Source organism: Arthrobacter sp. CDRTa11, from assembly GCF_026427775.1.
GTDB lineage: Bacteria > Actinomycetota > Actinomycetes > Actinomycetales > Micrococcaceae > Arthrobacter.
Genome location: NZ_CP044532.1, coordinates 165510 through 189574 on the forward strand (window position 1 = coordinate 165510; position 24065 = coordinate 189574).

At 64.8% G+C, this 24065-nt stretch carries 20 protein-coding genes; 6 read left to right on the plus strand and 14 right to left on the minus strand.

Annotation, left to right across the window (positions count from 1 at the left end):
- Position 1 precedes the first annotated feature (1 nt).
- Positions 2 to 928 carry a carbohydrate ABC transporter permease gene (locus F8G81_RS00735; protein ID WP_267277136.1) on the minus strand — a complete coding sequence of 309 codons (927 nt, stop codon included), beginning with the start codon at positions 926 to 928 and terminating at the stop codon, positions 2 to 4.
- Between the two features lie 107 nt (positions 929 to 1035).
- On the opposite strand from F8G81_RS00735, the gene F8G81_RS00740 reads away from it, so the two are divergent.
- Positions 1036 to 2094, plus strand: coding sequence for a LacI family DNA-binding transcriptional regulator (locus F8G81_RS00740; protein WP_267277137.1), 1059 nt, complete (start codon positions 1036 to 1038; stop codon positions 2092 to 2094).
- A gap of 617 nt (positions 2095 to 2711) precedes the next feature.
- Here F8G81_RS00740 and F8G81_RS00745 read toward each other — a convergent pair.
- Genes F8G81_RS00745 through F8G81_RS00765 form a run of 5 tightly spaced genes read right to left on the minus strand, consistent with a single transcriptional unit; the run spans position 2712 to position 8458 of the window.
- Complete coding sequence (locus F8G81_RS00745; protein ID WP_267277138.1) at positions 2712 to 3788, minus strand: LacI family DNA-binding transcriptional regulator; 1077 nt, start codon at positions 3786 to 3788, stop codon at positions 2712 to 2714.
- Between the two features lie 29 nt (positions 3789 to 3817).
- The gene (locus F8G81_RS00750; RefSeq protein ID WP_267277139.1) at positions 3818 to 4723 is read right to left on the minus strand and encodes a carbohydrate ABC transporter permease; all 906 of its coding nucleotides are present in this window, start codon (positions 4721 to 4723) and stop codon (positions 3818 to 3820) included.
- Entirely contained in the window at positions 4720 to 5601 is an 882-nt protein-coding gene (locus F8G81_RS00755) for a carbohydrate ABC transporter permease (RefSeq protein ID WP_267277140.1), read from the minus strand. The genes F8G81_RS00750 and F8G81_RS00755 overlap by 4 nt, the downstream gene beginning before the upstream one ends.
- 43 nt (positions 5602 to 5644) lie before the next feature.
- The gene (locus F8G81_RS00760; RefSeq protein ID WP_267277141.1) at positions 5645 to 6979 is read right to left on the minus strand and encodes an ABC transporter substrate-binding protein; all 1335 of its coding nucleotides are present in this window, start codon (positions 6977 to 6979) and stop codon (positions 5645 to 5647) included.
- 42 nt (positions 6980 to 7021) lie between these two features.
- Positions 7022 to 8458, minus strand: a complete 1437-nt coding sequence (locus tag F8G81_RS00765; protein ID WP_267277142.1) for a GH32 C-terminal domain-containing protein — start codon at positions 8456 to 8458, stop codon at positions 7022 to 7024.
- A 278-nt stretch (positions 8459 to 8736) separates the two neighbouring features.
- Here F8G81_RS00765 and F8G81_RS00770 point away from each other — a divergent pair, with 278 nt between their 5' ends.
- From F8G81_RS00770 to F8G81_RS00790, 5 genes are all read left to right on the plus strand, one after another.
- Positions 8737 to 9321 (plus strand): TetR/AcrR family transcriptional regulator, encoded by a 585-nt coding sequence (locus F8G81_RS00770; RefSeq protein WP_267277143.1) that lies wholly within the window; start codon positions 8737 to 8739, stop codon positions 9319 to 9321.
- A gap of 453 nt (positions 9322 to 9774) precedes the next feature.
- Positions 9775 to 11508: a choline dehydrogenase gene (gene betA, locus F8G81_RS00775; protein ID WP_267277144.1), complete on the plus strand. Its 1734-nt coding sequence runs from the start codon at positions 9775 to 9777 to the stop codon at positions 11506 to 11508.
- Between the two features lie 31 nt (positions 11509 to 11539).
- On the plus strand, positions 11540 to 13093 hold the full coding sequence (locus F8G81_RS00780) for an aldehyde dehydrogenase family protein (RefSeq protein ID WP_267277145.1): 1554 nt from the start codon (positions 11540 to 11542) through the stop codon (positions 13091 to 13093).
- A gap of 120 nt (positions 13094 to 13213) precedes the next feature.
- Positions 13214 to 14905 (plus strand): APC family permease, encoded by a 1692-nt coding sequence (locus F8G81_RS00785; protein ID WP_267277146.1) that lies wholly within the window; start codon positions 13214 to 13216, stop codon positions 14903 to 14905.
- Between the two features lie 261 nt (positions 14906 to 15166).
- Positions 15167 to 16093 (plus strand): hypothetical protein, encoded by a 927-nt coding sequence (locus tag F8G81_RS00790; protein ID WP_267277147.1) that lies wholly within the window; start codon positions 15167 to 15169, stop codon positions 16091 to 16093.
- Here F8G81_RS00790 and F8G81_RS00795 read toward each other — a convergent pair.
- The 8 genes from F8G81_RS00795 to F8G81_RS00830 form a co-directional block, all read right to left on the minus strand.
- Positions 16077 to 16892 carry a universal stress protein gene (locus tag F8G81_RS00795; RefSeq protein ID WP_267277148.1) on the minus strand — a complete coding sequence of 272 codons (816 nt, stop codon included), beginning with the start codon at positions 16890 to 16892 and terminating at the stop codon, positions 16077 to 16079. The genes F8G81_RS00790 and F8G81_RS00795 overlap by 17 nt on opposite strands.
- Before the next feature lie 49 nt (positions 16893 to 16941).
- Positions 16942 to 17772: an SDR family NAD(P)-dependent oxidoreductase gene (locus tag F8G81_RS00800; protein WP_267277149.1), complete on the minus strand. Its 831-nt coding sequence runs from the start codon at positions 17770 to 17772 to the stop codon at positions 16942 to 16944.
- A complete protein-coding gene (locus F8G81_RS00805) occupies positions 17772 to 18770 on the minus strand; it encodes a fumarylacetoacetate hydrolase family protein (RefSeq protein WP_267277150.1) in 999 nt (332 codons plus the stop codon). The genes F8G81_RS00800 and F8G81_RS00805 overlap by 1 nt, the downstream gene beginning before the upstream one ends.
- A gap of 12 nt (positions 18771 to 18782) precedes the next feature.
- Complete coding sequence (locus F8G81_RS00810; protein WP_267277151.1) at positions 18783 to 19868, minus strand: amidohydrolase family protein; 1086 nt, start codon at positions 19866 to 19868, stop codon at positions 18783 to 18785.
- Entirely contained in the window at positions 19865 to 20989 is a 1125-nt protein-coding gene (locus F8G81_RS00815) for an FAD-dependent monooxygenase (RefSeq protein WP_267277152.1), read from the minus strand. The genes F8G81_RS00810 and F8G81_RS00815 overlap by 4 nt, the downstream gene beginning before the upstream one ends.
- A gap of 59 nt (positions 20990 to 21048) precedes the next feature.
- Positions 21049 to 21990: a cyclase family protein gene (locus F8G81_RS00820; RefSeq protein WP_267279359.1), complete on the minus strand. Its 942-nt coding sequence runs from the start codon at positions 21988 to 21990 to the stop codon at positions 21049 to 21051.
- 98 nt (positions 21991 to 22088) lie between these two features.
- A complete protein-coding gene (locus tag F8G81_RS00825) occupies positions 22089 to 23033 on the minus strand; it encodes a fumarylacetoacetate hydrolase family protein (RefSeq protein ID WP_267277153.1) in 945 nt (314 codons plus the stop codon).
- 6 nt (positions 23034 to 23039) lie between these two features.
- A complete protein-coding gene (locus tag F8G81_RS00830; protein ID WP_267277154.1) occupies positions 23040 to 24059 on the minus strand; it encodes a VOC family protein in 1020 nt (339 codons plus the stop codon).
- Positions 24060 to 24065 lie beyond the last annotated feature (6 nt).

The window sequence follows — 24065 nt, forward strand, 5'->3', positions numbered from 1 at the left end:
TTTAGCGTTCCTTTCGCATGCCGCGGGCCTGGACTGCGAAGGCGATAGCCATCGTGAGCAGGCCCATCATGATCGCCACCGTGGCGGAGTAGTTGTACTGCTGGCCTGAGAAGGAGAGGGAGTAGGCGTACAGGTTGGGCGTGAAGAACGTTGAGATGGTGTTCGGCGAAAGGCTCTTGAGGATGCTCGGCTCATTGAAGAGCTGGAAGCTCCCGATGACCGAGAAGATCGTTGCCACCACGATCGCGCCGCGGATGGCCGGGATCTTGATGGCCGAAATGACCCTCAACTGCCCGGCGCCGTCGATCTCCGCCGCCTCGTACAGCGACTTGGGGATGACTGTCAGCGCGGAGTAGAAGATGAGCATGTTGTAGCCGATGAATTCCCAGGTCACGATGTTCCCGATCGAGACCAGGACCAGTTCGGCGGAGAGGGGGCTGGGCAGCTGCAGCCCGAAGGCCTGGTTGATGTTTCCCACCAGCCCGAAGCGGGTGCCGTACATAAACCCCCACATCAGGGCGGCCACCACCGCAGGCACTGCATACGGCAGGAAGATCGAGATCCGGAAAAAGGCCTTCCCGTACAGCCGGCCGCTGTCCAGCGCGAGGGCAACCAGCAGGGCGATAAAAAGCATCACCGGTACCTGGACGGCCAGGAACATGGAAACCCGGCCCAAGGCGGACCAGAACTGCGGATCGGACAGTGCCCGCGTGTAGTTGTCCAGGCCAACGAAGGCTGTTCCGCCAATGAGCTGGGTGCGGAAGACACTGAGGTAGATCGAGTAGGCAATGGGTGCGAGGAACACCAGGGCGAAGACTGCCATGAACGGGCCGATAAACCACCACCCTGCCCAGGAGCGCCGGCGGGGTTTCCGCTGGACGGCAGCGGAAGCAGCAGGGGCTGCAACCGGTGGGGACACCATTGTCATGAAAAAGTCCTTTGGGGCTGGGATTACGGGGAAAGCAGCGATGGTTGCGCAAACATTTACGACCCAGGTGGTCTTGTTTGCGCAAACATGATTGCTAAGATGTTGGCATGTCCCCACAGCCCGGTCAACCCCCCGTCGAGGAAGCGGCCGCTTCCCTGGCCCGTCGGCGCGTCTCCATGGCCGACGTCGCCAAGCTTGCAGGCGTCTCCTCCCAGACCGTTTCGCGGGTCTCCAACGGCAGCCCCGATGTGGTGCGGGAGACCCGGCAGCAGGTTATTGCGGCGATGGACCAGCTGGGCTACCGGCCTAACAGCGCGGCGCGGGCCCTGAAGCGTGGTAGCTTCCGAACCATTGGCGTCATACTCTTTTCGCTGTCGTCCTTCGGGAACGTCCGCACGCTGGAGGCCATTGCCCTGCATGCCGCCAAAGAGGACTTTGCCATCACGCTGATTCCGGTCACGGCACCCACCCAGGCCGGAGTGCAGGGCGCGTTTTCCCGGATGGGCGAACTGGCCGTGGACGCGGTCATCGCCATTATGGAGGTCCAGCTCCTCGATGCTGCCACCGTGACAGTGCCGCCGGGAGTGAAGGTTGTAGTGGTGGATTCGAACGCCGGTTCTGACTACAGCGTGGTTGACACTGACCAGGCGGACGGCGCCAGGCAGGCAGTGGAGCACCTCCTTGGGCTGGGCCACGAAACGGTGTGGCATGTGGCGGGGCCGGAGAAATCCTTCGCCAGCGAGCGGCGGCGGGAGGCGTGGCGGAACACGCTGCTTGCCCAGGGCAAAAAGGTGCCGCCCATTGTGCGGGGCGACTGGTCGGCCGGGTCTGGCTATGAAGCCGGCCTGTGGCTTGCTGAGCAGGAGGGGTGCACGGCTGTGTTCACGGCCAATGACCACATGGCCCTGGGGGTGCTTCGCGCTTTCCGCGAAAAGGGCATTTCCGTTCCCGGGGACATCAGCCTGGTGGGTTTCGACGACGTACCCGAGGCGTCCTCGTACACCCCGCCGCTCACCACGGTCCACCAGGATTTCACGGAGGTGGGCCACCGGTGCGTGGACAACGTCCTCCATCAGATCCGCAGCAACACCGCTGATCCCGGCATGGTCCTGGTGCCCACACGCCTGATCGTCCGCGAGAGCACGGCACCGCCTCTCCGTCCCTGACCTGCTGCTTTGCTGCCGGGTTGCGGCGGCCGGTGACGTGCTGCCGCCGGAGGCATTCCGGATATGCCGCCAAAAGAGTAGAGTGATCGGCACCCCTCGTGTAGCAGGACGCGAGGAAGCGTATCGAAGCTCCGCCGGGATACTTCGCCGGGATGGCGGGCGGTACACCCGACGGTGGACACCTAGAGAACTTAAGACTGAGCCGGGGGCAGGTCACAAAACCTGGGGGCGGGCCGGCCACGACGTGAATGCGGGAAGCGTGATGCTGACAGCACCTGGACGACACGAGCACAACCTCCGGCAATCCGGGCCGGCGCCGGCAGCGCCGTCGTTACCCCACTGCCGTCACTGCGGCACTGATGCCCATGTGAAAATTACGGGCTATGTGCCCGCTTCCTACGCCTTGGACAGGGAAAGTCTGTTGCCGCCTGTGGTCAGTTATGACTGCGGACGCTGCGGCTCTCACTACGCCCACAGGGCGCCGGAAGACTGGGCGCCGCCCGGTTGGGAATGGTACGCCTAAGCGCTTCCTGTCTTAGAGTGTCCCGTCCCTGGATGGAGCTTCCAGGCTGCCCTTTTTGCCGTGCGCGCGCTATTTTTCAGGTGCCTGGGTGCTGTCAGGCGGGGGCCAGCGCCCGGACGGAGTTCCGTTCCACGGTGGGGCAGTAAATTTTCCCGGGGCCGCTGGACTGTGCTTCGTCAAGGCCCAGCAGCACTCTCACGCCGGCTGCGCCCAGTTCGTAGTGGGGGAGGGAGACGGTGGAAAGCGGGGGCCGGAGGTGGGCGGCAATGACTTCCTGGTTGTCGAATCCCACCACGGCTATGTCGTCCGGGATGGAGAGCCCATGCTCGCGCAGCCCGTCGTACAGTCCCATCGCCATTCGGTCGTTGTAGCAATACACGGCCGTGACGCCGAGTTTGAGGAGTGCCTCGGTTGCTCCAAACCCGCCTTCCTGGTCCGGATAGGCTTCAAGGACCAGTCCGTCGTCGAAGGCAACGCCTTCGGCTTCCAACGCTTCCCTGTAGCCCTGGAGCCGTCCGTCCTTCGCCGGGGCGGGGATGGTGGCGTTGATGAAGGCGATCCGGCGGTGGCCATGCCGGAGCAGGATTTCTGTGGCTGAACGGCCGCCCTGGACTTCGTCCGGGACCACAGCCCGGGCACCGGGTTCCTCGGCAAAGCAGTTGACGAGGACGAAATCCGATTCGCGGAGGGAATCCGGCACGTCCGTGGCCCGGTGGAACCAGGTGGAGTAGAGGATGCCGCGGACCTTGTATTCGAGCATCATGGCGATGGCGTCCGTCTCAAGCTCCCGGTTGCCTTCGGTGTTGGCTATGAGGAGGGCGAAGCCATGTTTCCAGGCTTCATCCTGGGCGCCGTGGATGATCTGGCCGGCGAACGGGGTGGTGGCGATGGCGTCGGCGACGAGGCCGATGAACCTGGAACTGCCGCTGACCAGGGTTTGGGCCATGGCGTTGGGCCGGTAGCCGAGATCCTGTATCGCCTCGTGTACCCGCTTGCGGGTCTCATCGGAGATCCGGGCTGCCTTTTTCTTGTTCACTACCAGGGAAACAGTGGCTGTGGAAACGCCTGCGGCTTCGGCTACCTGACGCAGGGTGACCGGCTGGGCGCGGCGGGCCTGCTTCAAGGGGGCAGCCGCCGAGGGCGTACCCGAACTGTTCTCCTGCGAATCCATGTGCCCTCCTTCAGGAGTATATCGGCCGGTCATCCCTTGCTCGCCCCGCTCTCCAGGCCCTGGATCATCGCCTTGTTGAGCACGAGGAAGACAAGGAGCAGGGGCGTGATGGTGACGCAGACGGCGGCGAACGTGGCTGTCCAGTCCGTTTTCCCCATCGCGCCGATGTAGTTCTGCAGGCCCAGCGGGATGGTTTTCAGCTCCTCGGAAAGGACAAAGGTGTTGGCGAAGATGAAGTCGTTCCAAATGAAGATGCTGTTGACCAGCACCACCGTCACAACGGTATTGACCGAAAGGGGGAGGGTGATGAGTCCGAAGATGCGGTACGGCCCGGCCCCGTCCAATGACGCGGCCTCGTAGGTTTCCCGGGGGATGTATTCAAAGAAGGAGCAGAAGAGGTAGATGGACATCGGCAGGGCGAAGCCGGCCAGCGGGATGATCATCGACGGGTAGGTGTCGAGCAGGTTGATTGAGGCGTAGTCGATGAAGAGCGGGACGAGGGCGATCTGCACGGGAACGATGATGCCGATCAGGAAAAGGCTCCGGACAAACTTGCTGAAGCGGAAGCCGAGGACCTGCAGGGCATAGGCGGCCATCATTCCCAGGAGCACAATCAGCACGTTGGCGCCCATGGTGACAATGAAACTGTTAAGGATGTTCATTCCGAGGTTGCCGGTCTCGAAAGCACGGGCGTAGTTCTCGAAAGTGACCGCCTTGGGCAGCGCGAACGGGTCGCCGGTGGCGAAGTCGTGTTCGGTGCGGAGGCTGGTGATGAAAAGCCAGGCCAGGGGGTAGACCTGCACGATGACGATGAGGGCGATGATGACCCTCGACAGGGTGCCGTGCAGGCTGGGCGGCCGCCGTCTGCGGAGCGGCGGCCGGCTCTCTGGCGGTGCTGTGACAGGCCGGGTGACTGGGGCTGCTGGCGCGGTCATGCGTCCGCCTTTCGCTTGAGCATAAAGAGGATCAGTCCGACGGCGACCAGGCATTCGACGACGATGAAGACGGCGATGGTGCTGGCGTATCCGAAATCGGTGCTGATGAATGCTGTCTTGTACATGTACGTGGTCAGCAGCTCCGAGGACTGCCCTGGGCCGCCGTTGGTCATGAGGTACGGGATGTCGAAGCCGCGCAGGCCGTAGGTTGTTGCCATGATCGTGGTGGTGATCCAGACGGGCATGATGTGGGGGAAGCGGATCTTGGTGAACAGTTGCCACCGCGATGCGCCGTCGAGCCGGGCGGCCTCCTCCAATTCCTTCGGAACGGACAGCAGCGCCGCGTAGATGATGAGCATGTAAAGTCCCGTGAACCGCCAGCCTTCCGGGGCGGAGACGGCGGTGAGGACGGTGTTGATGTCCGAGAGCCAGGGCCGTTCAAGGGCGCCGAGGCCGATCCAGTGCAGGAGCTGGTTGAGCAGGCCCACGGGTTCGACGGAGTAGATCCGCACGAACAGGAACGCGATGGCCACCGTAGAGATAACAGCAGGCAGCAGGTAGAGGGTTTTGATGAGCTCGCGGCCGCGGCTCATGGAGGTCAGGAGGCTGGCGACGAGCAGTGCGCCGCCGAGCTGCAGGACCAGGCAGATGGCCAGATAGCCGAGGGCGTTGAAGAACGAGCGCCAGAAGATGTCGTCCGCGGTGAGCATCCGCACGTAGTTGGCGAGCCCCACGAACTCCATGTCACTGATGCCGTTCCAGGAGAAGAAGCTCAGGAACAGCGACTGCATGATGGGGAACAGCACTGCGACGCCATAAAGCAGCAGGGGCGGGAGCAGGAAGACCAGGACGGAGAGTCGTGACCGGTTGGGAAGCATGGCTGGGCCTTTCGGGTGGGGGCCGGAGCCCCCACCGCCGTTATTACTTGAAGAACTTCGGGGCGTTCTGCGCGACGGCGTTATCCATCGTGCTGGTGAACTGTTCGGGCGTGATGTTGCCCTGGACCAGGAGCACGAGCTCCTGCTGCAGCCTGCCGTTGGTGGTCGGATCGAGCTGGGTATCCCACGGCATCGCCTGCTCGTCCCCGAGGTCGTTGGCCTTCTCCAGGGCCTTCTTGTACAGGGGAGTTGCGTTGGCCGGAACTATGGTCTCCACGTTGGTCGTGGGGGACAGAGCGCCGGTGGCCGCGTATTCGGACGGGTATTTTGTCAGGGCGAACTTCAGGAAGTCGCTCACCAGCGGGTCGTAGGTCTTGGCGTTGACCGCCATACCGATACCGGACGGAGAGACGAACTCGTTGCCCGCTGTGACTGATCCTTCAGTGGTGGGGAGGGTGAAGAAGTCGATGTCATCCCGCACTGCCGGGTTCAGCTTGTCCGTTGCAAGGCTGGGCAGTTCCCAGGTGCCGATGTTGTACATGGCTGCCTGTCCGGAGGTGAACTGGTTCTGCGCGTCTGAGTAGCCCTGTGAGGAAAACCCATCCTGGAAGCACTTGGCCTTGCCGAGCGATGCCAGCCATTGGACGGTCTTTTGGCCTGCGGGGTCAGAGAACTTCGCTTCGCCCTTTTTGAGCTTCTGGATAAAATCGGGGCCGGCTTCGCGGAACGGCTGGTACGCGACGTACCGTTCCAGGGGCCACTGGTCCTGGCCATCGATGGCGATCGGGGTGATGCCGGCTTCACGCAGGGCCGTGCACATGGCGGGGATGTCGTCGAGGGATTTCGGGGCGGACACTCCTGCCTTCTGCAGCAGGGCCTTGTTGTACCAGATGAATTCCAGCTCGAACTGGAACGGAATCATGTGCAGGGATCCGTCGTCGAACCGCTGGTAGTCCAGTGCGCTGGGCCGATAGTCGTCATAAACGTCCAGGGACTTGAGCAGCTTTTCCGCGTCCACCATTTTTCCCTGTTTGGCCAGCTGCTGGGCAAAAGGTGTGGCGTCGGTGTCGAAGAGCTCTGGAAGCTTGTTCGCGGCGGCCAGGGTTTCGAGCTTCTGGATGTAGGAGGGCCTGTCCGGGGTGGTGATCAGGTTGAGCGAGAAGCCCGGGTGGTCCTTGGCGTAGTCGTCCGCGAGTTTCTTCATGATGTTGATGACAGCCCCGTCGGCCGGCCGGGACAGCAGCCACGAGATTTCGCGGGCCTTGACCTCCCCGGTGGGACTGACATTGGAAGGGTCTGTGGTTCCTCCGCCGCCGCATCCGGCGAGGGCGAGTGCTGCTGCCGTCGCCACGGCCGCCGTTCGGAATAACTTCTTCATGGGACAATCTCCTTTGATTTAAGCCGAAAATGGTGTGCGTATTTAGTTGTCTGTGCGCTGACGTATCTGAAATTCAGTCAGGGTCGCGGACCCTTCCCCGGTGAAGACGCCGATCCGCCCCGCTGCCAGGTCGTAAATCCTGGTGCTGAGAGCCACCTGCCGATCCAGGACGGCAACACACAGGTCCCCGTCCACAACGACTTCGAGCGTGTGCTGCCCGGGAGCAAGGTCGCAGGGGCGTTCCAGTTCGATGGCGAACGGAACGTCCCCGGAGACGTGCCATTGGGCGTCACCGGTGACTTTCCGCGGCCAACGGTCGAACACCATGCGGCCGCGCTTCGGTTCCAGGCGCAGAACATAGGATTGGTCCCCGTCCTGGCTGGAGCGCAGCAACAACCCACATTCGGTGGTGTTGGGTTCGATGTCCAGGACTGCCTTGGCATAGAACTGGCCGGGCAGTTCTTCGTCAGAGACGACGGCCGTGTACGCGTCCGGCACATGCAGCCGCGCCGGCAGCCCGTTAGCCAGGGATACCGGGACGTCCTCCCAGAAGCTGTCCACGAGTTCGTCGGCGAAAGCGAATCCCAGGGTTCCGTCCGGGTTTTGCCGGGCTTCCAGGACGGACATCGTGCCCGCCCACTGCCAGGGACCGTCGTCGGCGTTGCCTTCCTTGCTGGCGATCCATCCGAAAAAGAACCGGCGTCCGTCGCGTTCGGCAGTCTTGGAGGCGTAGAAGGCGCGCCCGTCCACGCTGTCCAGGTCCGGTACGCTCCATGGACCGTCGGGGCTCTTGGCCATGCGGTACCGGGTGGTGAATGATTCGGAGAACTCCGAGTAGACCATGTACCACCAGTCGCCCCAAGAGAAGACGTCCGGGCATTCATGGGTGATGTAGCGGCGCGGATCCCAGAACGGTTCAGTGTCCTGCCATGTCACCAGGTCGGTGGAGACGCACTGGGCTATGACACCTCGCCGGCGTTCCGGTCCTGCGGAGTGCCGCGCCGCCAGAAGCATCCTCCACTGCCCTGAGGCCTCGTCCCGGAAGACGAAAGGATCCCGCCAGTCGCCTGACTCATAGCCGTCCGGGGCGCCGAAGGTGAGTTCCGGGTGCTTCACCCAGGTCTGCATGCCGTCGATGCTCGTGGCGTGCATAACCAGCTGAAGAGGGGCGCCGTCCGGTCCGAGGTTTTGCGGGTTTTGGCCCGTGTAGAACAGGTGGTGGCTACCGGTTCCGTCGACGACGACGCTTCCTGTGTAGGCGTTGAAATCAAGGTCGGCTTCGCCCCCGTGTTGGAGGGCAACACCATGGTCCTCAAACTGCGTGAGGTCTTTAGTGGTTACCAGGTGCCACGAGGTTCCCGGCTTCGGGTCGGCGCGGACCTCATGAAGGTAGAAGAGCCAGAACTCTCCGTCCTTCTGGAAGGGGATAAGATCTCCAACCCATCCATCGGAGGGCTGAAAGAAGACTGAGTGTTTCATCGGCACTGATGTCCATTCTGCTAAAGCGTTTTACCAAGTTCAATGTAAGGGTCGCTGGTGTATGTGGTCAAGCGTTTTAGCAAAATTCAGTTCATTCTTTCGTTTGGTTTTATGACGGGGGTGATTCCTCTCGTAGCCCGCTCCGCCGTCGCGATGCTGTTCTTGCTTTGACAAGGACGCGACGACGGCGCCTCCGGCCGTCTGGGCAGGGCGCTGGCGTCGGCCACTGCCCTGATGGCGGGATGCGCCAGCATGGCGTTTGCCCATAGTCTGGCCAGGTGGATACAAAGACCGTGAAAAACGGCGAACAGGTTGACAGGCAGTCGCGCATTCTCGAAGCGGCGCTGGACCTGCTGTCGCGCCACGGCATTTCAGGAGTCAATATGCGGGCGGTGGCACGCGAAGCGGGCGTGGCGCTCGGATTGGTGAACTATTACTACGAAGACAAGATGAGCCTGATCCGTGCGGCCCTGCACCGGATAGACCAGCATGATCTGATGCTGGTCACGCCGGACCCGGACTCGCCCCCCGACGAGCAGCTGAAGAAGGCCCTCCAGCGCGTCGCGGGCCCGGAGTTGCTGACCACACAATATCTGTCCCTGCGGCTCCACCTGTGGGCGCTGGCACAAGCCCATGAAGACTTCGCCTCCATCAATGCGGCAGCGTTCGAGCGCTACCTCCAAGGGCTCGCCACGCTGATCCGAAATGCCAGGCCCGAGCTTTCCAATGAACAATGCAGGGAGCGCGCGGCTGACATCGTCGTCGTGCAAAACGGGATGTGGCTAACGGCGCTCCTTGGTGTTGACAAGGAATCCATCCGGCGGAGCATTGCCCGCACTGAAGAGATCGCTTTCGCCAGCTAGCCCTTGCTCGAATACTCCTCCACCGACATCGAAACTGTCCGCCCTTGCGTCGCCGTGCTCCAGTCTTTTCGTGACTGGCGCCCGTCACAATAAGCGCCCAAAGGCAGTGATTAGGGGTCCATTTCACGCCGCGATGTTTCGTACCCGTTAAATCTTGAACACTTGTTCAGTCAAACTATTGAACACTTGTTCAAGGTGCACTAGTCTGCATGAGTATGACCTACACCACACCATGTGGCCGCAAGTCCAACAGCATGGCCCGCGGCCCCGGCAGCGCAGCCGGCCCCGGCGCACGCAGACCGGCACCGGCCCATCGCCGGTAACGGTGCGCATCAAGTAACGCAGGAATTTTCAAGGCTTTTCCGGGACACGGCGATGTATTGCCAGCCCTCCGCATGAAGGACCACCAGCCCCAGCGGCTGTTCTGCACCAGGTAGAAGGAGAGTTTTCAGCATGACAAAAACCCACTATGACTACGTCATCGTCGGCGGCGGAAGCGCGGGTTCCGTGCTCGCCAACCGGCTGAGCGAAGGAGGCCAGAGCAGCGTCCTGGTTCTCGAGGCCGGACGCAGCGACTACCCCTGGGACCTGTTCATCCAGATGCCCGCCGCGCTAACGTTCCCCAGCGGCAACCCGCTCTATGACTGGCGGTACCAGTCGGACCCCGAGCCCTTTATGGGCGGCCGCCGCGTGGCACATGCCCGCGGCAAGGTCCTGGGCGGTTCCAGCTCCATCAACGGCATGATCTTCCAGCGCGGCAATCCCCTCGACTATGAGCGGTGGGGCGCTGACGCCGGCATGGACACCTGGGACTTCGCCCACTGCCTGCCCTACTTCAACAAGATGGAAAACGCGCTGGCAGCGGATCCGGACGACGAACTCCGCGGCCACGACGGCCCGCTGGTCCTGGAACGCGGTCCGGCCACCAACCCGCTTTTCCAGGCGTTCTTCAAGGCCGCGCAGGAAGCTGGCTACCCGCTGACCGATGACGTCAACGGCTACCGTCAGGAAGGCTTTGCAGCTTTCGACCGCAACGTGCACAAGGGCCAGCGCCTCTCGGCTTCAAGGGCCCACATCCGCCCCAATGCAGGCCGGCAGAACCTTACCGTGCTGACCCGGGCGATGGTCACCAAGGTCAACTTCAAGGGCACCACGGCCACCGGCGTCACCTACCGCCGCAACGGACAGACCCACGTGGTCAATGCAGGCGAGGTCATCCTGTCCGGCGGTGCCATCAACACCCCGCAGCTGCTGCAGCTCTCCGGCGTGGGCGAAGCCGGACACCTGGGCTCCCTGGGCATCAAGCCCGTGGTCAACCTTCCCGGCGTCGGCGAGAACCTGCAGGACCACCTGGAGGTCTACATCCAGCACGCGTGCACCCAGCCGGTGTCCATGCAACCAAACCTGGACCTCTGGCGCTACCCCCTCATCGGCCTGCAGTGGCTGCTGGGACGCAAGGGCCCGGCGGCCACGAACCACTTCGAGGGCGGCGGGTTCGTCCGCTCCAACGACGACGTGGCCTACCCCAACCTGATGTTCCACTTCCTGCCCGTGGCCGTGCGTTACGACGGCCAGAAGGCGGATGCCAAGCACGGCTACCAGGTGCACATCGGCCCCATGTACTCCGATGCCCGGGGCACCCTGAAGATCAAGTCCACCGACCCCACCGTCCACCCGTCCATGCTCTTCAACTACCTCTCCACCGAGCAGGACCGGCGCGAATGGGTGGAGGCCATCCACGTGGCCCGCGACATCCTGGGCCAGTCCGCCATGATGCCCTTCAGCGGCGGGGAGCTCTCACCCGGGCAAAGCGTCCGGACCGACGCCGAAATCCTGGACTGGGTGGCCCGGGACGCCGAGACGGCCCTGCACCCCTCCTGCACCGCCAAGATGGGCCCGGAGTCCGATCCGATGGCCGTGGTCAACCCGCTGGACATGTCCGTCCACGGCACCAAGGGCCTGCGCGTTGTTGATGCCTCGGCCATGCCGTACGTGACCAACGGCAACATCTACGCCCCGGTGATGATGCTGGCCGAACGGGCCTCTGACCTCATCCTCGGCAAGGCGCCGCTGGCCCCGCAGCACGCGGAGTTCTACCGCCACGGGATCTCTCCACTTGAAAAGGACGGCACAGAGCGTCACGGCGCCGGTACTGCAACTGCACCTGCGCCCAAGGCAAGGGCCTAGGCATGAGCGATCGACTGGAGAAGGAGAAACAATGACCGCCACCGTTGAACAAATCCACAACGCCGGGAAAGCGCAGGACGCCATCAAGGGCCTGTACATTGAAGGCGCCTGGCACCAGGCATCCGACGGCGGGACAACAGTTGTGCGCTGCCCGGCGGACGGGCGCGAGGTGGCGGTTGTCGCCTCATCCACCGTCGAGGACGCTGAGCGGGCGATCGCCAGTGCCCGAGCAGCGTTCGACGGCGGTGCGTGGCGCCGACTGACGGACATCGAACGCGGCGAAGTCCTGCTGCGCATCGCAGGCCTGCTTGAGCGGGACAAGGCGGCTTACGCCCGGGCCGAGGCGCTGGACACAGGCAAGCGCCTCGTCGAGGCCGAATACGACATTGACGACATTGCCGCATGCTTCCGCTACTACGGCAAGATAGCGGGCCTCGATGCCGGCAGGGTCATCGACACGGGCCGGCCGAATGCCATCAGCCGCGTGGTCTACGAACCGCTCGGCGTCTGCTCCCTCATCGCGCCATGGAACTACCCGCTCCTCCAGGCGGCTTGGAAAGTGGCACCGGCACTCGTCGCGGGAAACTCGTTTGTGCTCAAGCCCAGCGAGCTCACGCCGTCCACCTCCATCCTGCTGATGGAAACGCTGGCAGAAGCCGGGGTTCCCGCCGGCGTCGCAAACCTGGTCACGGGACGCGGATCGAGGGTAGGTCCTTCGCTGAGTTCGGACCCGCGGGTGGATCTCGTCTCCCTGACCGGAAGCCTGGCAACGGGCCAGACCATCATGGCGGCCGCCTCGGAGACCGTGAAGCGCGTCGCCTTCGAGCTCGGCGGAAAGAACCCCAACGTGGTTTTCGCGGACGCGGACTGGGACGCCGCCGTCGACAATGCCCTGACAGCTGTGTTCCTGCACTCCGGCCAGGTCTGCTCGGCCGGGGCCCGGCTCGTCGTCGAGGAGACCATTGCGGAGCGCTTCGTGGCCGAGGTGGTGGAACGGGCGAAAAAGATCCGGATGGGTGGACCCTTTGATCCCGACGCAGAAACGGGCCCGCTGATTTCGGCCAAGCACCGCGAGCAGGTTCACGCCTACGTCCAGGCCGGCATCGCGGAGGGCGCCGAGCTTTTGTGCGGCGGCTACATCCCCGACGACGGGGCGCTTGCCGACGGCTTTTTCTACCCGCCTACCGTGCTGGGCAACTGCCGCTCGGGTATGAGCGTGCTGCGGGAGGAGTCCTTCGGCCCGGTGCTGACCGTGGAGACGTTCCGGACCGAAGCGGAGGCCGTTGCCATAGCCAACGACACGGAGTACGGCCTGGCGGGGGCGGTCTGGACGTCGGATGCGTCGAAAGCGCAGCGTGTTGCGGGCGCCCTCCGGCACGGAACAGTATGGATCAATGACTACCACCCGTACGTCCCGCAGGCGGAGTGGGGCGGTTTCGGCAAGTCCGGCATTGGCCGTGAACTTGGCAGCGCGGGCCTGAACGAATACCGCGAGGCAAAACATATCTGGCAGAACATCCAGCCCGCACCCAGCGGCTGGTTCGGCGCATCTTCGGACGGAACGGGGGCGGGTCCGGCCGAATAGGCAATGGCAATGGGGGAACGGCCGGGCGCTGCCCAGTGCGGTGCCCGGCCCTGATATAACCCCGCGTCCAATGGCGGCCGCGGGTCATCACCATCGTGCTTTTCTCACTTAGGAGCTCAGATGTTAGAACCCACAAAGCGTGCAGACGCAAGTGGCATGGACGAATTCGGCTACGCCCAGACCCTGGACCGCAGTATTGGCAAGTTCGCCAGCTTCGCGGCAGGAGTCAGTTACATCTCCATCCTCACCGGCGTTTTCCAGCTCTTCTACTTTGGCTTTTCCATGGCCGGCCCCGCCTACGCGTGGTCCTGGCCCCTCGTTTTCGCCGGCCAGCTGATGGTGGCGCTCTGCTTTGCTGAGCTGGCCGGCCGCTACCCGGTGGCCGGCTCGGTGTACAACTGGGCCAAGCGGCTCTCGTCCGGGACGTTCGCCTGGCTGGCCGGCTGGCTGCTGCTCATCTCCTCGATTGTGGCGCTCGGAGCCGTGGCCCTTGCACTTCAGCTCACCCTGCCCCAGATCTGGTCCGGTTTCCAGATCATCGGCGACGGCACGGGGACCTATGATTTCGCCCTCAACGGCGTGCTGCTCGCCAGCATCATGATCTCCATCTCCACCATGATCAACGCCTTCGGCGTGAAGCTGATGACCAAAATCAACAGCATCGGCGTCTTCGTGGAACTCGCTGCCGCCGTGCTCCTCATCCTGGCCCTTGCCTGGCATGTGGTGCGGGGGCCGGAAGTCCTTTTCAGCACCGCAGGTTACGGCATGGACCACGACCTTGGCTTCTTCGGGGTGTTCCTCATCGGCGCCATGGCCTCCGGTTACGTCATGTATGGCTTTGACACCGCCAGTTCCCTCGGCGAGGAGACGAAGGACCCGAAAAAGACAGCCCCCAAGGCCATCCTCCGTGCAGTCACGGCGTCCTTCATCCTGGGCGGCCTGATTCTCCTTGGCGGGCTCCTGGCCGCACCCGACCTCAACGACCCCAAGCTGGGCGCTGCCGACGGCGGCTTGCAATACATCGTGCTCTCCGTATTGGGAGGCCCCTTCGGCAAGGCGTTCCTGGTGTGCATCGTCGTGGCCGTGACCGTCTGTACCCTGGCCGTTCACGCCGCCGCCATCCGCATGATGTTCGCTATGGCCCGGGACAACAACCTGCCCTTTAGCCGCCAGCTCAGCAAGGTGCATCCGGAACGGAAGACGCCCACGGTGGCGGCCATCGTCATCGGAGTCATCGCCATCATTCCACTGATCGTCAACGTCTCCCAGCCCGCGATCTTCACTATCCTTTCGAGCATCAGCATCGTTCTGATCTACCTGTCCTACCTGCTGGTCACCGTTCCGCTGCTCCGCAAGCGGTTCCAGAAGAAGTGGCCTCTGGCCGACGACGATACCGAACCGGGTTTCAGCCTGGGTAAATGGGGGCTGCCCGTGAACATTGTGGCGGTGCTGTGGGGCGGCGCCATGACCCTGAACCTGATCTGGCCCCGCCCGGAAATCTACAACTCGGTGCCCCCGTTTGAGTGGTACCTGCAGTGGGGCGGCGTCCTGTTCGTTGGCGCCGTCACCGGCGGCGGCGCGCTCCTCTACCGGTTGAAGATCAGGCACCAGACGGGTGTGCTGGCCGCCCACGCGGCGCACGCCCCGGCAAACCCCGCACAGGGCTCCGCCCCCACAGGGTCCCTTGCCCCCGAACTGGCCCTGGCCCCTGTCCATGCCATGGCGGCACAGTCCTTTCCGGACACGGACGGGCAGGTTCCTGACTCACTGGCAGCCGAGGGTGCAACGTCAGGGAAAAATCCGGTGTCGTAGCCGGGTCCCGTTTCAGGATTGAGCACGACGGCGGGGCTGCGCCGGCCACGTACGAGCATTGGGCGCACGCGTGAACCGAAGTCCCGGCTGGATCGCCAGCCGGGACTTCGGCGTCCGGGCAAAGTCCCCGCTCCGAAACGGGGCACTTCGACACGGACACGCCGGCCGCCGTCACAATTTACGACGTTGGCACCCCCAAAGTGCCCCACGACGGTTCGCCAGACCGATGAATAGGGAAAATCGGCGGCCTAAACTACAAGGATGAGTCACCCACCGCTGGCTCCGTGGAAACAGCACGTCGCCGCTTCGGCCGTCCTGCTTTTGCTGCTGGCTTCACTTCAAGGCTGCAGCAACGATGGCGCGCAGCCAGGGCCCGAAGCGAGCGCCACTCCTGCACTTTCGGCCTCCATCAACCAGTTCAGGGACAACTACAGCAAGCGGATCATCGAAATCCAGCTCACCAACAACACCGCGGATCCTGTGACAGTGATGGACGCAGAGCTGGACAGCGCACTGTTCAGCTCTGGCATCAGCTGGCACACTCCCGCCGACGGTACCGTGCTGCCCCCCAAGCAGCCAAAGAGCCTGCCCGCCCAGCTGCCGGAGCCCAAGTGCACGGAAACAATCGGGGGCACCGGGAAAGGCAGCAGCAGTGCTGATGTCCGCCCCACCGTACGGGTCAGCACCCGCCCGGACAGCCACGGCTCCGGGCCGCTCACGGCTGAAGACCCGTTTGGAGTCCTGGCCCGGAACAACAGCGAGATGTGCCTCGACAAGGCTGTTCGGGAGATTGCCGCCATCCAACCGTCTCCGGAGCTGACGGTCTCAGGCGACGGGGCAACCGCCGTCGTGCATGTCCTTATCGTCCCCGGACCAGCTGTTGGAGGGCAGCAGATGCTGACCATTGACCGGATCGACGGCACAACGCTGATTGCGGAAGACGCGGCCCAGCCCTGGCCGCGCAGCGTTCAGGTATCCGCCGGCGGCCCTCCGGTGGAGCTGCGTCTGGCCATCCGCCCGGCACGCTGTGATCCGCACGCCGTGGCAGAGGACAAGATAGGAACCCTGCTGCCGTTCCGCGTCACGGCAGGCGGACGGAACGGCGTCCTCAAGATAGACACCGGTGACGTGCTCAGGCACCGCATTTATGAATTCGTCACTGCAGCCTGCGCTACCTCGCGATCATGACGTTGCACCGCGCGTGGGTCAGCACGTAGGTCAGCGTTCCACGATGTCCTTCGCGCCCGTGGGCACCCAGAAATAGAAGCGCCGCGTCCGCTCCGGCGTGGGCAAGCATGGCGGCAACGTGCTGGCCGGAGAGAAGCTCCTCCGATACCGCCAGGTCAGGGCTGAGTTCCTGCGCACGGTGCACGGCGTTGTGCAGGACGTCGCGGCCATGGAACTGCGAGGGAGCATGCCGCCCCTTCGGCAACTGCGGCTCAACGTGGACAATCCGCAGCTTCGTTTGCAGGATCTGCGCCACCGTAACGGCCTGGTCCACAACTTTGCTGCTCCTCACCCGGCCGTCCAGGCAGGCGACCACCGGTTTTCCTTCCTCAGGCGCGGCCCGGACCACCAGCACAGGGCAGGGGCACGTCCCGGCCAGGTCAACGGAGACTGAGCCCACCAGTTTGCCGAGGAAGCTGCCCAGGCCGCGGCTGCCAACCACCAGCAGGTCCGCATCAAGGGATTCCTGGCGCAGGACGTCGGCGGGCAGGCCGGCCACCATGCGCGGTTCGAGCTCCAATTTGGGTGAGATCCCGCGCGCAAGCTCCACGCCCTCGGCCAGAAGATCCTCTGCCGCGCGTCGAAGGCCGCTGTCCGCCACGCCCTTCACAGGACCCACGTGGTGGGTGAACATGGGCCAGATCCAGGCATGGATGATACGCAGCACCGCCTGGGACGCCGCGGCGTATTCCGCAGCCCAGTGAAGGGCCAGCTTGGACGCATCCGAGCCGTCATACCCGACCGCCACCGTGGTTCGCATGGTCCGAAACTCCTTCCCTGAAGCTATCCGGTACCCATTTACTAAAACATCACGGCACCGCTGAAACTTCCCGAAAAGGTGCGTCGCGCAGGGCGTCGGAGACGGACTTTGCTCCGCCGTGGCCTGACTGTCCGCCGTCCACCGGGATCTCGGCTCCTGTCACGTAGGAGGACAGCGGGCTGAGCAGGAAGAGCACGACGCCGGCCACCTCCTCCGTTGAGCCCGTCCGGCCCAGCGGGGTCTCGGCAAGTGTGGCTTCCCGGAATTGCGGCGTGGCTCCGGCCGTCATGGGAGTCCCAATAAAGCCCGGGTGGACAGTGTTGACGCGGATCCCGCGCGGGCCAAGTTCCATCGCCGCCACCTGCGAGAGGCCGCGCAGCGCCCACTTGCTGGCCGTGTACGCCACGGGATAGTGCGCAGTCAGGCCCGCCACGGAGCCAACGTTCACAATCGAGGCGCCGCTGCCCATGAGCGGACTCAGGACCTGGATTCCGAGCAGGGCTCCGGCGACGTTGACGTCATACACCTTCTGAAGATCAGCGATGGAAACATCCAGGAGCCGGCTCCGCTGCGTGATCCCGGCGTTGTTGACCAGCCCGTCCACAGTCCAGCCCTGCGACCGGATCCACTCAGCCAGACGTTCCCAGCCCGCCTCATCCGTCACATCCAGCTGCCTGTACACCAGCTCACCTGGCGCCGATTCACCTGGCGCCGACGCGGCAGCGATGGCGGCTGCCAGTTCCCCGGGCATTGCCCCGCCAAGGTCGGCAGCAACGACGCGGGCTCCGGCCTCCACCAGGAGCCGGGCTTCGGCCGCGCCCTGGCCCTGGCCGGCACCCGTAACCACCACGGTCCGCCCCTGAAGCTGGACGGAGACCATCAGGCCCCGGAAGGAGCCGCAGATGCAATCCGGTTGCGCGGCCGCTGCCAGGCAGGAACCCGAGTCACCGCCTCCCGCCGGGCACCCACGGTGTTCTCGATGGTCCCAATACCTTCTACCGTCATGCGCACCACGTCGCCGGTTTTCAGCGGCGGGGGAGTCTTCGAGCCGTTCCGGCCCCAGAGCTCTGCAAGGCAGCCGCTGCCGCAGGTGCCGGAGCCCAGGACGTCACCGGGCCGCACCACCGAGTCCTGCGACGCGTACGCCACCAGTTCCGCGAACGGCCAGCCCATGTTGGACAGCAGGTCCTGCCCGATGGCTTGGCCGTTGACCTCGACGGCCATGGAGATGGGCAGGAAACCTTCGGCGTCGTGCCGGTCCTCGAACTCGTCCGCCGTGACGATCCAGGGGCCCAGCGTGTTGGCGAAATCCTTGCCCTTGCAGGGTCCCAGACTGACTTTCATCTCGCGGCGCTGGAGGTCCCGCGCGGACCAGTCGTTAAGCACGGTGTAGCCGAAGATATGGCGATGCGCCTCCGCGGCGGTCAGGTTGCGGCCGTCACTCCCGGGAACGCGTCCGACGACGGCGGCCACTTCGGTCTCAAAGTCGAGGTCCTCGCATCCAGCCGGAATACCGATCACTTCGCCGGTGCCGGTCACCGTGTGCGGATTCGTGAAGTAAAAGGTGGGTGCCTCGTACCACTCCGGGACCACGCCGGCCACGCCGTCGATGCTCTTCCGCACCCCTTCAACATGCTCCTCGAAGGCCACGAAGTCCCGGATGGTGGCCGGTACCAGCGGGGCGAGCAGCTGCACATCTGCCAGCGGAACGGCCGGGGCGGAACCAAGGGTTTGCCTGGCAATGTCCAGGGTTTCCGCGAGTCCTGCCTCCAACAGGGTCTGGATACCCTGGCCCGCGGGCAGGGCGTAGCAGCTGCCGCCGTCCACGAAGCCGGACTGCGTCCCGCCGTCGTTCTTCCAGCGTGCGATCTTGACCATGGCGAAGGTTCCTTAGGCTGTGCGGCGGGCAGGGATGGAGGCGGCCGTGATGCCCAGCGCCGCGGCGTTTCCGGCCAGGACCTGGGCTTCGTCCACCGCTGGCAAACCGGCGTCACGCACTTCCTGTACCGGCTGGTCGGAGCCCATGTCGAAGGGGTAGTCCGAGCCGAGCAGTACCCGTTCCCCGCCCGCGGCGGCCACCAGCGCGCGCAGCTCGGCGGCACTGTGGACCAGCGAGTCGAAGTACAGCTTCTTGAGGTATGACGACGGCGGCTGGGCGCAGCCGTGTGCCTCCGGCCGGACCCTCCACGCGTGGTCCGAGCGGCCCAGGCTGGTGGGAAGGTAGCCGCCGCCGTGCGCGGCCAGGACTTTCAGTTCCGGGTGCCGGTCCAGGACCCCGCAGAAGACCAGGTGGGACAGTGCCACCGCGTTTTCCGCAGGCTGGGAAACCGTGTTGGCGAGGTAAAAACGGTCCAGCCGCTCATCCAGCGAGCAGCCGAACGGGTGCAGGAACACCAGTGCGCCCAGTTCCTCCGCGCGGCTCCAGAACGGTTCCAGCCGCTCGTCGGAAAGCTCTACGGTGGTGCGTTCCGGGTTGTCAGGGGTCGCCGCAAAGGAGCCGATTTCCACCCCGAGCAGCCCGCATTCCAGCACGGCGTGTTCGAGGGCTTCCACCATCAGCGCCGGGTGCTGGAGCGGAACCAGGCCCAGCCCGTTGAGCCGCTCCGGCGCCCGGCCAACGAACTCGCGGACAGCCTGGTTGGCGGCCTTCGCCACCTGCAGGGCCAGTTCTTCGCCGGCGAAGTAGTAGAAGTGCGACGGCGACGGCGAGACCAGCTGCACGTCCACGCCCTGGACATCCATGTCAGCAAGCCGGCGGTCGAGGTCCGTCAGCTGCGGCCAGCGCTCTTGGATCATCCGGCCCGACGCGGCCATGGATTCCGGTCCGTTGCGCCGTACCTCCAAGGCCTGCTGCGCGCCGAAGCCTTCGGGATCGGCCTCAGCCACCAGCTGCTGCAGGGCCGGAAGCAGGATGTGGGCGTGGACGTCCACCGTGGTTGCTTCTTCCAGAGGTTCTTCCAGAGGACGGGTGCTCATGCGGGCTGCTTCAGCATCGTGGAGAGGGAGTGCATCAGGCCCGGCACATCGGCGTCCCGGACGCCGTCGAGCATCCACTGGCCCAGCTGGACGGAAGCCTGCACCACGGTGCGTGCCCGGTCCAGGCGCCGGTCAGAGAACTCCTTCCAGAGCGTCTCGGTGATGTGGTCGGCGCCGATCAGCAGCTCGGCCAGGACGGCGGCGTCCTCCACAGCCATGGCAGCACCCTGCGCCACCGTGGGCGGGCAGCTGTGCGCGGCGTCCCCGATGATGACCGTCCGTCCCCTGTTCCACGGTCCATCCACGATGTGGCTCGTGAACCTCGTGTAGTTGATGTTTGCCGTGTGGTCCAGGTTTTCGCGGATTTCGTTCCAGGGGCCGCCGTAGGCTGCGGCGAGGTCAGCCATGATGCGGGGGCCGTCCTCGTGCCGGCGCTCCTGGGCCTTTTCCACGAGGAAGGCGTAGATGGTGTCCGGGCCGGTGGGGGTGTAGCCGGCAATAAAGCAGGGCCCGCCGTAGGTGAGGTCGGTGCGGACTACCTCCTCCGGCCGTTCCACGAACGCGCGCCAGATCCCCATGCCGGTGCCGACGGGTTCCACGTCGATGCCGATGGCCTTGCGGACTGCGGAGTGCAGGCCGTCGGCGCCGATGAGGACGTCATAGGTGGCAGATTCGCCGTCGGCGGTGCTGACGGTGACGCTGCCGCCGTCGTCCGTTATCCCGGTGACCGTCTTTCCGTAGCTGATCACGGCGCCGGCCTGCAGCGCGCGCTCGCGGAGGATGGCGGTGAGGTCAGGGCGGTACATGCCCAGGGTGGCGGGCAGGTCGTCGCCGCCGGTCCGGATGTCCTCGAGGACCGCGATGACGGTCCCGGCCGGATCCGGGGCGCGCAGGCCCAAGGTGCTGAACGCGTAGCCCTTCGCCTCGACCTGCTCCCATACGCCGAGCTGCTTGAAGACGCGCAGGGCGTTCCCCTGCAGGGTGATTCCTGAACCAACCCGCTGCGGCTCGCTCGCCTTTTCCAGGATTTCGACGCGGACCCCCGCATCTGCCAGGAGGATGGCAGCGGTCAGTCCCGCGGCTCCCGCTCCGACGATTCCGACATTCTGTACTGCTGCCATCGCTGACTCCTTTGTAATGACGGCTTACTGCTGATGATGACGCTGTTGGCTGCTGGACGCTACCTGAGGGCGATGGGGTTCACGGGCGAGCCCACGGCACCGGTGATGGGAAGGGGCGCTGCGGTGAGCAGGAAGTCGTATCTGCCGTCCGCTGTGCATGCTTCCGCCAGGCCGTCCGGGTCCCACATCTCGCCCAGGAACAGCCCGAGGTTGGGGATGGCGATCTGGTGCAGGGGCTGGAAGGCGCCGTCGAACTCGTTCGGGCGGACTTCGAAGCCCCACGTATCGGTGGCGATCCCGGCGATTTCGCTTTCGTGCAGCCAGGGCGCCGTGGTGAAGGACAGCCCAGGCGCCGCGCCGCCGGCGTAGTCACCCCAGCCGTCGCGGCGGACCCTGGTGTGCTGTCCGGTGCGGATCACTACGATGTCGCCCCGGCCTACTGCCGAACTGGGTCCCTGCAGTTCGATGGTGCGCTCCAGGTGCTCCGGCATGATGGCGAAACCATCCGGAAGCTCGCCGTCGTTCCGTCCAAGTTCCGGCCCCAACGCACGGCCGACGTCCAGCAGGACGCCGCGGGTGACGATCTTGGCCGCGGCGGTTTCGATGCCGGTCACCAGGTCGCCTTCGGAGGTGACCACGTCGCCGGCTGCCCTGCCGTTCCAGGCCTTGCCCTGGTCAAAGATGTGGCCCAGGCCGTCCCATTGCGTGGAGCACTGCAGCGGCATGGCGATCACGTCGTCCGCACCGCCAAAGCCGTGCGGGAAGCCCTGGTTGCCGCGTTCTGCGTCCACTCCCGTGTCCGTCATGGTGTGGACGGGGTTGGTGCGGCGGCGCCAGCCCTTCTGCGGCCCGTTGGTGTCAAACGGCTGGGACAGCGAGAACGCTTCACCGGTCTTCACCAATGCTGCGGCTTCGATGCGCTTGGCCGCGTCGATGAAGTTCATGGTTCCCAGGACGTCGTCCTCGCCCCAGCGGCCCCAGTTGTTGTGGGCCTTGGCCATGGCGCGGATGCTGCCCAGCGGGTCCTCACGCCGGATCACCGGGATATTGGTTGATTCCCCGGTGGCGACGTTGCTCGCCTGAGCAACCTTCTGCGTGGTCACTGGACTTCGTCCTTGCAGTGGATCAGCTGGGTGCCGAGCCCCGTGATGGTGCCTTCCATCACATCGCCGTCCTGGAGCAGCCGGCCCCAGTGCTGGCCGTTGCCGGCCGGGCTTCCGGTGAGCACCAGGTCGCCGGGCCGCAGCGGCATGATCTGGGAGGCTTCGCTGACCAGCTTGGCCACCCCGAAGATCATGTCCTGCGTGGACTCGTCCTGCATGGCCTTGCCGTTGAGCTTCAGCGTCACCTGGACGTCCTGCGGGTCGCCGAAGAACTTGGCGGGCACCAGCAGGGGGCCGGTGGGCAGGAAGCCGGGCGCGTTCTTGGCGCGGTACCAGTCCGAGCCGATCGCGGGCATGTCCTTGCGGAAGACGTATTCCCGGGTGGTGATGTCGTTGACCATGGTGTAGCCGAAGACGTAGTCCAAGGCTTCCTCGGGGGTGACCCGGAACGCCGTTTTGCCGATGACTGCTGCCAGCTCCAGCTCCCAGTCGTGCGACTTGGAGTAGGACGGGAGGGTGAGGTCGTCCGTGGCTGAGGCGATCGCCGTCGGGAGCCCGATAAAGAAGTACGGCGTGCCCTGGCCTGCCCGCTTGTCCATCATCGCGGCGGTCTTGGCGCGTACTTCTTCCTCGTCTTCGCCCGGATCGCGGTGTGCTGCGGCGAGGTCGATCACGTGCTTGCGGTAGTTCGCGCCGGTCTGCAGGACCTGGGCCGGTTCCACCGGGGCGAGGACCTCGACGTCGGCCAGCGCCAGGCCGGTGTCCCCGCCTGCAGAGACGGCCAGGGCGCCCAGCTGGGCTTCGGTGGTTACCCAGTGCTCGATCAGGGAGTTGATGTCCCCGTCCAGCGGCAGGACCCGGTCAGCCACCAGCAGGCCCGTGCGGGCTTTGCTGTCGCCGGCCTCCTGGAAACGGATGAGGGTATATGTCGCTTCAGGCATATCTTTCTAGCCCCGTCCCTGCTTGGCGTAGGGGTTCAGGAGGGCTTCCTTCATCTCGGGGGAGGCGCCTTCCTCGGTGGCAGTGAAGCCTTCGGCCGGCGGGAAGGATTCGGTCATGGAGTGCGGCATGGCGCCGTTCTTGTAGAAGTTGTTGGAGCCCAGGGACGGCTTCCAGGTGCTGGCTTCCCAGTCCGGGACGTAGTTGCGGTAGCCGCCGGAGTTGAGCTCCACGCGCAGGCCGGAGGGGTCGCGGAAGTAGAGGAAGTTCTGCTCGCCCACGCCGTGGATGGAGGGGCCGTATTCCATTGGGGTGCCGTTTTCCATCATGACGTCCGCGGTTCGGAGCAGGTCCTCGGTGGCGTCCACCCAGAACGCGATGTGGTTGACGCGGCCGGCGCGGCTGGAGGTGTCCAGCACGACGCCAAGGTCGTGGGACTTCTCGTTGGTGGTCAGCACGGAGAACACGGTGATGGGTGCCTCGTCCAGGTCAACGAATGCCATGACGCGGAAGCCCAGGGCCTCGTTGTACCACTTGGCGAAGCCGCGGACATCGGAGGACGCCACTGTGACGTGGTCCAGGAAGCGGGGTGCAGCGGCGTGGCTGCTGCGGCGCTCCGGCCGGTCCGGGTAAGTGGATTCGAAACCGGGTTCCGCGACGAACTTCTCGACGTCGAAGAACAGGCGCATGCGGTGGCCGTAGGGGCCGGTGAATTCGTAGGCCTTGCCGTAGCCGTGGCCGCCGGCGGTCCAGCTGCCCTGGACGCCGGTTGCCTCGATGCGCTCGGCCGCGGCCTCGAGGGCGGCCTGCGAGTTTGTGCGCCACGCCATCCGGCCCAGCGACGCTTCAGGTCCTTCGGTGATAACCAGGCTGTAGCGGTAGTAGTCGCCCCAGCAGCGCAGGTAGACGTTGCCGCCCACCCGGTCGATGATGCGCATGCCGAACTTTTCCTCATAGAACCTGGCGGAGGCTTCGACGTCGGGGGTGGTGATCTCAAGGTGGGCAAGATGGGAGAGGGGAGTTTCCACGCTGAA

Bases quoted from the DNA above. Each gene is read 5' to 3' on its own strand.
- F8G81_RS00785 (WP_267277146.1), top strand. From the start codon at position 13,214: ATGTTAGAACCCACAAAGCGTGCAGACGCAAGTGGCATGGACGAATTC.
- F8G81_RS00795 (WP_267277148.1), bottom strand. From the start codon at position 16,892: ATGCGAACCACGGTGGCGGTCGGGTATGACGGCTCGGATGCGTCCAAG.
- F8G81_RS00765 (WP_267277142.1), bottom strand. From the start codon at position 8,458: ATGAAACACTCAGTCTTCTTTCAGCCCTCCGATGGATGGGTTGGAGAT.
- F8G81_RS00825 (WP_267277153.1), bottom strand. From the start codon at position 23,033: ATGCCTGAAGCGACATATACCCTCATCCGTTTCCAGGAGGCCGGCGAC.
- F8G81_RS00805 (WP_267277150.1), bottom strand. From the start codon at position 18,770: ATGGTCAAGATCGCACGCTGGAAGAACGACGGCGGGACGCAGTCCGGC.
- F8G81_RS00820 (WP_267279359.1), bottom strand. From the start codon at position 21,990: ATGGCCAAGGCCCACAACAACTGGGGCCGCTGGGGCGAGGACGACGTC.
- F8G81_RS00780 (WP_267277145.1), top strand. From the start codon at position 11,540: ATGACCGCCACCGTTGAACAAATCCACAACGCCGGGAAAGCGCAGGAC.
- F8G81_RS00815 (WP_267277152.1), bottom strand. From the start codon at position 20,989: ATGGCAGCAGTACAGAATGTCGGAATCGTCGGAGCGGGAGCCGCGGGA.
- F8G81_RS00745 (WP_267277138.1), bottom strand. From the start codon at position 3,788: ATGGATTCGCAGGAGAACAGTTCGGGTACGCCCTCGGCGGCTGCCCCC.
- F8G81_RS00790 (WP_267277147.1), top strand. From the start codon at position 15,167: ATGAGTCACCCACCGCTGGCTCCGTGGAAACAGCACGTCGCCGCTTCG.
- F8G81_RS00740 (WP_267277137.1), top strand. From the start codon at position 1,036: ATGTCCCCACAGCCCGGTCAACCCCCCGTCGAGGAAGCGGCCGCTTCC.
- betA (WP_267277144.1), top strand. From the start codon at position 9,775: ATGACAAAAACCCACTATGACTACGTCATCGTCGGCGGCGGAAGCGCG.
- F8G81_RS00750 (WP_267277139.1), bottom strand. From the start codon at position 4,723: ATGACCGCGCCAGCAGCCCCAGTCACCCGGCCTGTCACAGCACCGCCA.
- F8G81_RS00760 (WP_267277141.1), bottom strand. From the start codon at position 6,979: ATGAAGAAGTTATTCCGAACGGCGGCCGTGGCGACGGCAGCAGCACTC.
- F8G81_RS00800 (WP_267277149.1), bottom strand. From the start codon at position 17,772: ATGGTCTCCGTCCAGCTTCAGGGGCGGACCGTGGTGGTTACGGGTGCC.
- F8G81_RS00735 (WP_267277136.1), bottom strand. From the start codon at position 928: ATGACAATGGTGTCCCCACCGGTTGCAGCCCCTGCTGCTTCCGCTGCC.
- F8G81_RS00755 (WP_267277140.1), bottom strand. From the start codon at position 5,601: ATGCTTCCCAACCGGTCACGACTCTCCGTCCTGGTCTTCCTGCTCCCG.
- F8G81_RS00810 (WP_267277151.1), bottom strand. From the start codon at position 19,868: ATGAGCACCCGTCCTCTGGAAGAACCTCTGGAAGAAGCAACCACGGTG.